Source organism: Pseudostreptobacillus sp. (assembly GCF_977040545.1).
This window is the reverse complement of the sequence record NZ_CDRRBS010000028.1, coordinates 1-11,540: the sequence shown is the minus strand read 5'-3', so window position 1 is coordinate 11,540 and position 11,540 is coordinate 1. Positions and strand designations below refer to the sequence as shown.

At 24.4% G+C, this 11,540-nt stretch carries 11 protein-coding genes; 8 read left to right on the top strand and 3 right to left on the bottom strand.

What is annotated here, in order from left to right:
• Positions 1-164: 164 nt before the first annotated feature.
• Positions 165-1,118 carry a hypothetical protein gene (locus ACWYO2_RS02685; protein WP_455514954.1) on the bottom strand — a complete coding sequence of 318 codons (954 nt, stop codon included), beginning with the start codon at positions 1,116-1,118 and terminating at the stop codon, positions 165-167.
• Positions 1,119-1,250: 132 nt separating this feature from the next.
• Between ACWYO2_RS02685 and crcB the strand changes: the two genes are divergently transcribed.
• From crcB to ACWYO2_RS02645, 8 genes are all read left to right on the top strand, one after another.
• The gene (crcB, locus tag ACWYO2_RS02680) at positions 1,251-1,589 is read left to right on the top strand and encodes a fluoride efflux transporter CrcB (RefSeq protein ID WP_455514953.1); all 339 of its coding nucleotides are present in this window, start codon (positions 1,251-1,253) and stop codon (positions 1,587-1,589) included.
• A 1-nt stretch (position 1,590) separates the two neighbouring features.
• A complete protein-coding gene (locus ACWYO2_RS02675; protein WP_455514952.1) occupies positions 1,591-2,691 on the top strand; it encodes a cysteine desulfurase family protein in 1,101 nt (366 codons plus the stop codon).
• 11 nt (positions 2,692-2,702) lie between these two features.
• The gene (locus ACWYO2_RS02670; protein WP_455514951.1) at positions 2,703-5,945 is read left to right on the top strand and encodes a DNA polymerase III subunit alpha; all 3,243 of its coding nucleotides are present in this window, start codon (positions 2,703-2,705) and stop codon (positions 5,943-5,945) included.
• 51 nt (positions 5,946-5,996) lie between these two features.
• Entirely contained in the window at positions 5,997-6,365 is a 369-nt protein-coding gene (locus tag ACWYO2_RS02665; protein WP_455514950.1) for an Asp23/Gls24 family envelope stress response protein, read from the top strand.
• Positions 6,365-6,976 carry an alkaline shock response membrane anchor protein AmaP gene (gene amaP / locus ACWYO2_RS02660; RefSeq protein ID WP_455514949.1) on the top strand — a complete coding sequence of 204 codons (612 nt, stop codon included), beginning with the start codon at positions 6,365-6,367 and terminating at the stop codon, positions 6,974-6,976. The genes ACWYO2_RS02665 and amaP overlap by 1 nt, the downstream gene beginning before the upstream one ends.
• The gene (nusB, locus tag ACWYO2_RS02655) at positions 6,977-7,375 is read left to right on the top strand and encodes a transcription antitermination factor NusB (RefSeq protein WP_455514948.1); all 399 of its coding nucleotides are present in this window, start codon (positions 6,977-6,979) and stop codon (positions 7,373-7,375) included. It begins immediately after the preceding gene.
• Between the two features lie 61 nt (positions 7,376-7,436).
• The gene (trkA, locus tag ACWYO2_RS02650; protein WP_455514947.1) at positions 7,437-8,783 is read left to right on the top strand and encodes a Trk system potassium transporter TrkA; all 1,347 of its coding nucleotides are present in this window, start codon (positions 7,437-7,439) and stop codon (positions 8,781-8,783) included.
• A gap of 2 nt (positions 8,784-8,785) precedes the next feature.
• Entirely contained in the window at positions 8,786-10,279 is a 1,494-nt protein-coding gene (locus ACWYO2_RS02645) for a TrkH family potassium uptake protein (protein WP_455514946.1), read from the top strand.
• Between the two features lie 52 nt (positions 10,280-10,331).
• Here the strand turns inward: ACWYO2_RS02645 and ACWYO2_RS02640 are convergent, their stop codons facing one another.
• Entirely contained in the window at positions 10,332-11,174 is an 843-nt protein-coding gene (locus ACWYO2_RS02640) for a DUF4912 domain-containing protein (RefSeq protein WP_455514945.1), read from the bottom strand.
• 12 nt (positions 11,175-11,186) lie between these two features.
• The coding region (locus ACWYO2_RS02635) for a Kae1-like domain-containing protein (RefSeq protein WP_455514944.1) at positions 11,187-11,540 on the bottom strand (354 nt) is incomplete at its 5' end.

Here is an 11,540-nt window from a genome sequence, read left to right as displayed (position 1 = left end):
CATGATTTCGCCTCCAAAAATATTTTCCTAGAAGGATAACATAAAAGAAATAGGTTTACAAGTTTTTCGTGTGAATAATGAAAAAACACTTCTTTCAAAAATATTTTCTAATTATAAAAATGTTACTCTCATAGTTTCACTCATAAACTTCCAATTATTGTTACCTATTTTCCAAATAAATCTTTAGTAATTAAGGACAATCCCCCAAAACCTACAAAGCCTGTGTTCCTATCGTCAAAATAACCTTCACGAAATAAAACTATTCCACCACTATCAACCACATTCTCAATATACTCACTATTTTCAGCTATTATCTTTGAAAAACCTGACTGTAAAAAAGTTGTAACTTTAAGTCCCTCTGGCAACAATAATAAATGAGCCGTTTGTTTTACTATCAAGATTGAAACAATATCTGGAACAGACTCTCTATCTAATACTTGAATTCCACCAAAAAATTTCACTTTATCATTTTTCGTAATCATAATCTCATCAGAATAAATTGAATTTCTAACTTCTAGGTGTTGCTTTTTTAGCAATTTCCAAAGTTTGTAATATTGGATTACCCTACTATTATCATTAAAGTAATCATCCCCTAATACTAAGTATAGATTAAAATTATTTTTAGTTGAATAGTCATATTCAAATATAACTAAATCATTATTTGTTGTGCTTATATACAATCTATTATCAACATTATTAATCCATTTATTATTTTCATAATTATTTAATTCTTTAAATAATTCTAATGAATATTTTGAAAATATAAAATTATATACTATACTTCTAGTATTTAAGTTTTTATAATTATTATTTGAAAAATATGTCATTATTTTATCTGTTTCAAGATTTATTGCAGAATTAATTTTTTCTGTTATATTTTCTGTATCAATAAGTAAAGATTGCTTGTTATATTCGTTTTCAGGTATATAAAAAATAGCTTGTTTTAGTTGTTCGGGTATATTAAAATCCCATTCATTTATCGGATTATATTTTTCAGCAGCCATACTTTTTTGTATATCTGCAGTAGAATTTTGATTATTTGTATAATTTGAATATTCAGCTCCAAAATTTAATAATGGTAATATAACGGCTGAAAGATATAAAATATTTTTTTTCATAAATATCATCTCCTTTGATATATACATATTATACATTGTATTAATTAAAAAAGGAAGTTAAAAAACTTTAAATTACCTTTTAAATTACTAAAAAAAATTGTATAATATACTAAAAATATTAGAGGTGCTATAATGAAATTAATATATATAGGAATAGGAGCAGCAATAGGAGCTATATTTAGGTATTCATTTTCTTTTTTAAATATACCGTATAATAAGACTTTGTATATAAATATAATAGGATCTTTTTTGATGGGATATTTTACATATAAATATAAAGATTTAAATCCAAATATTAAAGTTTTTTTAACGGTTGGTTTATGTGGAGGATTTACAACATTTTCAACATTTTCTTTAGATATAGTTAAAATGATAGAGTTAAATAGATTTTTTGAAGCAGGTATATATATTTTTTTAAGTGTATTTTTATCTGTTTTAGCACTTTTATTAGGAATGTATTTAGGAGGATAAAATGAGTATATATTTTGATAATGCAGCTAGTACAAAAATTTTAGATATATTTAAAGAAGATCTTGTTAGAATATATGGAATGTATGGTAATCCATCATCTACTCATTCTTTAGGTAAAAAATCAAGATATGAAATAGAAAAAGCACGTGAATATATAGCTGAAAGTTTAAATATTCCAAGTAGAGATTTGATATTTACATCAGGAGCTACTGAATCAACTAATTTAATAATAAAGGGAATAGCAGAAAAAAAAGGTGAAGGACACATAGTAACAACAAGTATTGAACATCCATCAGTTTTAAATGTGTGTAAATATCTTGAAAATAAGGGATTTAGAGTTACATATATTAAACCTGATAAAACTGGAGATATATCAGTTAAAGATGTAGAAGATGCTATTGAAGAAGATACATTTTTAGTTAGTATTATGGCTATTAATAATGAAACTGGTAAAAAATTTCCTATTAAAGAAATATCAAAAGTTTTAAAAAATAAAAATATTTATTTTCATAGTGATATAGTTCAATATTTAATGAAAGAGAAAATAGATATTCAAGAATTGGGAATAGATGCATTTTCTGCTTCTTTTCATAAATTTCATGGGCCTAAAGGTCTTGGTCTTTGTTATATAAATTCTAATATACCTTACACAAAGCAAATTCATGGAGGAGAACATGAAATGAATAAACGTTCAGGTACTGAAAATCTTAATTCTATTATACTTGGATTTGAAGTATATAAATATATGAATGAAAATATTAAAAAAAATAGGAAAATATTAGATGATTTAATGAGTTATTTCATATCTAAATTAGATATATTAAAAGATAAAGTAAAAATAAATTCAAAAGGTATAAATATATTAAATCTACAAATTATAGGGAAAGATATACAATATATTTTACCACTTTTAGATATGGAAGGAGTGTGTGTTTCTGGGGGATCTGCATGTCAAAGTAGATCACTTAGGGCCTCTCAAGTATTACTTGAACAAGGGTTAAGTATTGATGAAGCTATGAGTTCAATAAGAATTAGTTTTTCTATAGAAAATAGTTTTGATGAAATAGATTCATTTATAGATATATTGAAAAAAATAATATAAGAGGTGATTTAATGAAATATATTAATTTAAAGCTTCATTCGGAATATTCACTTCTTGAGGGTGTGGGTAGCTTAAAAGAGTATGTAGAAAGGGCAAAAGATTTTGGGCAAGAAGTATTAGGGATTACAGATACTTCTCTTTTTGCTTTAGTAAAATTTTATGATATATGTATAAAAAATAATATTAAACCTATACTTGGATATGAAGTATATATTAGAGGGTTTAATAGTGAAGATTTATTTGCACTTACTATATTTGCTAAAAATAATGAGGGATTAAAAGAAATTTCAAATCTATCAACTATAAGTTATGAAAAGCAGGAAAAAGAAGGACTATTAGTAGATATAGAAGATATACAAAATCTAAAAAATGTATATATATTAAGTGGTGGTATTAAATCGGAGTTAACTAAATATATTAAATCAGGTGATTATTATAGAGCAAATATTGTAGTTAAAGAATTGAAGAATAAGTTTAATAATATATATTTAGAAGTAGTATCTATTAAATCAACTTTTGAAAATAGAGAAATGTATGAAAAATTATGTGAAGAAAATGAGTTAGAACCTATTTTGACAAGTGATGTTTATTATTTAAATAGAGAAGATCATGAACTTCAAAAAATATTTGCTGCTATTAAAGAAAATAGAACATTAAGTACAGTTAAAAATTATTTAGAAGATCAAGACCTATATTTTAAAGAATCAAATTATTTAGAAAATATATATAGTAAAGATTTTTATAATAAAGCAATGTCTAATATGGAATGCCTTATAAATAATTGTAATGTGAAAATAACTAAGGGAAAAGTAGATTTTCCTGTTGTTCTAGAAAATAAAGAAAAAAAAGATAGAGAATATATAGAAGAGTTGATAAGAGAAAAATTACCTAATAAATATTCTAATATTACAGATGAGATAAGTAAAAGAATAAAATATGAGTTAGATATAATTGATAATATGGGATATATTAGATATTTTTTAATAGTTATGGATTTTATATCTTATGCTAAAGAAAATAATATATATATAGGACCAGGAAGAGGATCGGCAGCTGGCTCAATAATATCATATATCTTAGGAATAACAGAAGTTGATCCTATAAAATATGGGCTGTTCTTTGAAAGATTTCTTAATCCTGAAAGAATTTCTATGCCAGATATAGATGTGGATATAGAGCAAGAAAGGCGTGGAGAGGTTATAGAATATCTTAAAAGAAAATATGGAGTTAGAAATGTAAGTCAAATTATTACTTTTTCTACATTTAAACCCGCTCTTGCCCTTAAAGATATATCTAAAGTGTTAGAAATACCTGAAAAAAGTATAAGAAATATAATAGATAAATCTAAAATATATGGTTTAGATGGCTTAGATGATAAAAGAGATATTGTAAAAAAATTAATAGATTATGCTAAAAGAATAGAAAATAAGCCTAAAAATATGTCAACTCACGCTGCAGGGGTAATAATTTCAAAAAATGATATGAGAGATGAATTACCTTTAGTTTTTAATGGTAAAGATTATCAAGTACAATATGAAGCTCAATTTTTAGAAGAATTGGGATATTTAAAAATGGATTTACTTGGACTTAAAAATTTAAATACCATAAAATCAAGTGTAGAAAAATCAGGATTAAAGGATAATATATATAAGTTAAAAGATGAAAAAGAAGCTTATGATTTATTAAATTTAGGTGATACTTTAGGTATATTTCAATGTGAATCAGATGGTATTACTAGGCTTGCTAAAAAGTTAAAAATAAATTCTTTAGAAGATATTGCTTTACTTCTTGCTTTATATAGACCTGGACCATTAGAAAGCGGATATATAAACAATTTAATAGAAGCTAAGAATAATAAGAATGTTAAAGTTAAATATATACATCCTTTATTAGAAAAAATATTAGCACCAACTTATGGAGTTTTAGTTTATCAAGAACAAGTTATGCAAATTGCTCGTGAAATATCAGGATATAGTTTAGCAAGTGCAGATGAATTACGTAAAGCTATAGGTAAAAAAAATCCTGAAATATTAAAAGAACATAGAAAAAAATTTATTGAAAATGCTATAGTTCCTAAAGAAATAGCAGAAGAAATATATGATCTTATTGAAAAATTTGGAAATTATGGATTTAATAAGGCGCATGCAATAAGCTATGCTGTTATAACTTATCAAACATTGTATTTGAAGGCAAAATATCCTAAAGAATTTTATTCTTCTTATCTTAGCAGTGAATTAAAATCAGAAACTAAGCTTTTACGTGCAAGTGAGGAGTTAAATAGAAAAGGTATAGAATTAAAAAAACCAGATATTAATAAATCTATAGATTCTTTTAGTGTAGAAGATAAAGGAGTACGTATGCCTTTAAGTTCTATTAAGGAGATGTCGGAAAAAAGTGCAAGAGAAATTATGGAAATTAGAAAAAATGGAGAATTTAAAGATTTTAAAGATTTCTATATTAGATGTAATTTTCTTAATAAATCAAATATAGAAGGTTTAATATATGCTGGATGTTTTGATACGTTTGGAGTTAAAAGAAAAACATTGATAGATAATTTACCAGAATTTTTAAAATGGGCAACTAAAAAGATAAAAGTAGACAATGATATACATACAAAGTTATTTTTAAACCATAAAACAGATATAGAAGATTTTGTATTTAATGATACAGAAGAGTTTTCTTTTAAAGATATTGTTAATTTTGAGGTGGAATATATAAAAATATCATTAAGAATAAAAAAATTTTTACAAGAAAATATATTTTATAAAATATTAAAATTACCAGAAAATTTAAATATAGGTTATATAGAAAGTATCAAAAATAGAGTAACAAAGAGAAATGAATTAATGGCTAATGTTATAATAACAGATACAAGTGGTAGAAAAGAATATATTGTATTTCCAAGAGAAATGAATAAATTTGGAAATCTTTTTAAACAAGATGATATATGTATATTTTCATATAATAAATTAGATGATGGTAAATTTGCTATAAATAGAATAAATAATATCAAAAATATTAATAATGGAATATTAAGTCTTAGAATTAATTCTGACTTTGATAGTAGAGATGAGCTTATAGATTTAATAAAGTCTAATAAAGGAAGTAATGCTATTAAAATATATAAAGTTTTAGATGGGAAAAAAGAGGTTAATAATATGAGTGATAAGTATAAAATAAATATAACTGAAGAGCTTATTAATATTTTAATATCTTTATTAGGTGTAGATAATGTTAGGATAGTAGTTGAATAATAAATATATAAATGATATAATTAGCTAAGACTTTAAATAAGGAGGGACTTTATGTCAAGTATAGGAAGAATAGAAATATCTCCTAGTGTTATAGAAGATATTGTTTTAGAAAGTATAAAAGAAATAGATGGAGTTGTATCTATTGCAGATAGAACTGGTAAATCAGAACCAATAAATATAATAAAGAATATTACAGGTTTAGGAAATACTAAACATATAGATGTTGAGCTAGGAGAAACTGAATGTGTAATTGATTTAGGTTTAGTTGTAAATTATGGAATTAAAATTTCAGAAACTATACTTAAATTTCAAGAATTAGCAAAAAAAAATATAGAAGATTTAACAGGAATTACAGTAAATGAAATAAATGTTAAGGTATCAAATGTAGTGAAAAAAGGCGAAGAAGTTGGTGAAAATTAATGTTTAGATTTTTAAATAATCTAATTAAATTTTTCTTCTTTTTAGTTTTAATTTTATTATCATATTTAACAGTTTCAGATATGTTTATGTATACTACATATTATGAAGACATAATATATCAAATAGAACCTTACAAAATGTATGCAGCATATTTAGGTATAGCTGCTATGATATATATATTGATAGTTTTAATAGCAATTATAGAAAAATTATTCAAGAAGAAAAAAGTTATTAAATCTACTAGTAGTAATGGTAATGTAGAAGTTAGTGTTGATACTATAAATGATATATCTAAGAAATTTTTAGAATCTAAATCTATAGTAAAAAATGCTAAAGTTGAAGCTGCTGTATCATTTTCAAGTTTAAGTATTTATAGTAATGTTGAAACATTTAATGTAGAAAATTTAAATGTAAAATTATCAGAAATACAAAATGAACTTAAAGAATATGTAGATTTAATGACAGGAATTAAGGTTAAATCTGTGGTTATAAAAATTGTTAAAATTAACTCTGAAACTGTTATTGAAAATAGTGAAATAGTTGAAAGTTTAGAAGTATCAGAAGAAGTTAATGAAATAAAAGAAGAAATTAAAGAGGATGGAGAATATTAGATGACTCAAAGAGAATTAAGAGATCAAATATTTAAATTATTATTTGAGCATGAATTGACAAATAATGATATAAACCAAAGAAAATTAGAGATTCTTGAAAGTATGGATATAAGTGCATCAAAAAAAATGTTTTTTGAAAAATATATAGATGGTGTTGTTTCAAATGAACAAAAAATTAAAGATGAAATAAAAAATAAAATTAAAGGATGGTCATTTTTAAATTTAGGAACAACAGAAAGAGTAATATTAAAAATGGCATTTTATGAAATTTTAATAGATGAAATAGGTGAAGAAATAGCTATAAATGAGGCTATAGAATTATCTAAGATTTATGGAGATGAAAATACTAAGACTTTTATAAATGGTATTTTAGCAGATTTAGTAAGAAATAAAGAATAAGAAAAGCACCTTTTAAAGGTGCTCTATTTATTAATTGAAAACACTATAATAAAGGAGAAATATGAAAATAATAGTTGTAGGTAATGGTAAAGTTGGAAAATCTTTAATAAGACAACTTTATTCTGAAGGACATGATATTACTGTTATAGATAAAAAAATAGAAAAATTAGAAGAAATTAATAATGAACTTGATGTGCTTTGTATAAATGGAGATGGTGTAGATAATGATGTTTTAACTGAAGCTGGAGTAGAAAATACAGATCTTGTAATTGCGGTAACTTCAAGCGATGAGTTAAATATTGTATGTTCACTTATAGCAAAAAAACTCGGGGCAAAACATGTTGTTTCAAGAATAAGATCTAAGGAATATTTAGGTAGATATAAATTTTTAAAAGAAGATTTAAATATTGATTTACCAGTAAATCCTGAACTTAGAACAGCAAAAGAAATTGCAAATCAATTTAAATTTGTAGGGGATTTTAAAATAGATACTTTTGCTAAAGGTTTAGCTGAAATGCTTTCATTTAGATTAAGTAAGGGTCATCCTTTAATAGGCAGAAAGTTGATAGATATAGATGATAGAATATTAGTCTGTGCAGTTGAAAGGGCAGAAAGTGTAATAATACCGAGTGGAGAATTTCAATTAGAAAGAGGAGATAAGCTATATATCATATTACCGAGTAAAGATGTAGTAAATATACAAGATTTAATTGGAAGTGAAGAAAGAACTAATAAAAGTGTTTTAATAGTAGGTGGAGGTAAGGTAACTTATTATTTATGTAAAGAATTACTAAAATATGGTATGGATATTAAAATAATAGATAATGATAAAGAAGTTTGTGAAAATCTTGCTGAAACATTTCCTAGTGTTACAATAATATATGGAGATGCGACAAATCCTACTGTACTTGAAGAAGAAGGAATATTTGATTCAGATACTTTTATTACTCTTACAGGAAATGATGAAATAAATATAATACTTTCTTTATTTGCAAAAGCAAAAAAATTAAATAAGATAATAAGCAAGGTAAATAATAATAGTTATAATAACTTAATTAAAGATTATGGTTTAACTAATATATTTTCACCTCGTGAGGTAATTACTGATTTAATTTTAACTTATGTTAGATCTATAGAAAATAGTGGTTATGCATCAGCTGATTATGTTCATAGATTTGTTGATAATAAAGTTGAGGCATTAGAATTTCAAGTTCCAGATAATTTTAAATATATAGATATACCTTTAAAAAATCTTACTTTAGAAAGAGATATATTAGTAGCTGGTGTTGTTAGAAAAGGTGAATTTATAGTTGCTGATGGTAATTTAGAAATAAAAGAAAAAGATAGAATAATGATAATATCATTTAAGAAAAAAATTAAAGATTTAAGAGATATAATTAGGGGTTAGTTATGAATAATAAGTTAATGATAAAGATAATATCTAAAATTTTAATGGTTGAAGGTCTACTTTTATTATTACCTTCTTTAGTAGGATTTTATTATAAAGAAATAAATGATGCTATTATATTTGCGTTGGTTGGATTAATAACTATGGCTATAACTTTCATATTATCTAAAATAAAAGTTAATGATAATAAATTTTATGCTAAGGAAGGTTTTATAATTATAGCAGTAATATGGATATTATGGTCTTTGGTTGGGGCCTTACCTTTTACACTACAAGGATATATTCCTAATTATGTAGATTCTATATTTGAAACAGTATCAGGATTTACAACAACAGGTTCTACCATATTAACTGATATAGAACATTTATCTAAATCAATGTTATTTTGGAGATCTTTTACACACTGGATAGGTGGTATGGGGGTTTTAGTATTTGTTATGGCTGTACTACCTTTAGCTGAAGGTGGAACAATATTTTTACTACGTGCTGAAGTTCCAGGACCTAGTGTAGGTAAATTAGTTCCTAAAGCTAAAAAAACAGCAATGATATTATATAGTATATATTTTGTTTTAACGGCAATTGAAGTAGTTTTCCTTTTATTTGGTAAAATGAGTTTTTATGAAGCTTTGCTTCATTCATTCTCAACTGCAGGGACTGGAGGATTTTCAACAAGAAATGCATCAATTGCTGCATTTAATAGTCCATATATAGAATATGTTATTTCTGTATTTATGTTAATATTTGGTATAAATTTCAATATGTTTTTCTATTTATTGATCTTTAATTTTCAATCAATATATAAAAATGAAGAATTAAAGTACTATTTATCAGTAATAGTTTTTGCTGTTGTAACTATAACAATAAATGTAAGAGGACAATTTGATACTTTAGAAGAAGCCTTTAGAAGAGCTTTATTTCATGTTTCTTCAGTTATAACTACAACTGGATATATAACATTTGATTATAATGTTTGGCCAAGTTATAGTAAGTTTATAATTATTCTTTTAATAATTATGGGAGCTTGTGCTGGTTCTACTGGAGGAGGAATAAAAGTATCAAGAGCTTTAATATTATTTAAAGAAATTAAATTAAAAATTAGAAAACTTATACATCCAAGAGCAGTGGATATAGTTAATATGGATGGTAAAAAAGTAACAAATGATGTTAGATATGATATTATGATATATATAATACTTTATTGTTTAATATGTGTTGTATCAATATTACTAATTACTTTTGATAATTTTGATTTTGAAACAAATGTTACGGCTGTATTAACTACTCTTGGTAATGTTGGTCCAGGACTTGGTAAGATAGTTGGTCCTGTTGGAAACTTTTCAACATTTTCTAATTTTTCAAAAATTGTACTTAGCTTAGATATGTTAATTGGAAGACTTGAAATATTACCTGTAATTTTCTTATTTAGTCCAAGTATATGGAAAAGTATAAGTAGCAAGAGAAAAGTTATTAATGCTGAAAAAGAAATAAAAAAATAGTATTTAAAAAGAGCAAAAATTGTAAAATATTTACAAAATTTGCTCTTTTGCTTTATCTAATATTATTTGATGAACCTAATTTTTCTGATGCACCTAACATAAAATCGTGATCTTTATAAGAATCTAGCACTAAACCTTTGAACTTAGAGTTTTCAGTTCCGTTTATTAATTCATGATCTAGTATTTCTTGTTTGAATCCTAAGTATTCGTCTATATTACTTGAGTCTAATTCTCTAAAGTATATTTTTGATTTATTATTTTCATCTATATATATATCTGATACTCCCCAAGTTATATCAAAGTTTTCTGATGGATTTGGATTAGGAACATTAGCTTCTTTAGAGTATGCAATTTCAATAAAGTTATCAAATATATCTAAGAACCCTAATAAAACTATATAATCATTATTAGAGTTTACGTTATTTAAATACATACGACCATTTCTTGAATGAGTTTGTATTCTACATTGCTCTATACCTTGTATATTTTTAAGTATTATTACAGGATTTTCATTTTTTAATTGGTGGTTTCTTGAAATATTATTAAATGTATCTTCTCTAACTTCCCAATAAGCATAAAGTGTATCTGTATTTTTAGGTATAAGTACAACTTCATCTACATAATAAGAAGATGGAAGAGGGTTTTTGTTAAAGAATAATTTTTCTCTTTCCTCTATAAGTTTGTACTTAGCAGCTTCCACATCCATTTTTTCTTTTTCTAAATCAGGATTTTCTTCAAATTCTTGTTCTAAAGGCTCATCAAATAATTCTTCTTGAATTATTTCTTTTTTAATTACATTTTCTGTCATATTTTCATCAACCTCACTTTTTTTATTTTTTATTTTATACAAATATATGATAATAAATATCATTATTAGTATTATTAAATATTTCATTTTCACCACTTCCTATATTTTTTTATTTCTTTTTGTATCAATTGCATCAACGTGAATATTTTCTTGTAGTTTATTAGAGTTAAATGCAGCAGCTGCTATCATTGCGGCATTATCTGTACAATACTCAAATTTAGGGAATAATATATCTATATTTTTTAATTCTTCAGAATTTTCTATTGCATTTCTTAATGTTTTGTTAGCTGAAACTCCACCTACTATAGATATACTTTTAATGCTGAATTCATCTTTAGCTTTTATTAGAGTATTTTTAACGATTTCTATAACTTTATCTTGAAAAGAATGAGCTATATCTTCTTTTATATATTCCTCATTTTTCATTTTGCAAGAATTAACATAATTAGTAAC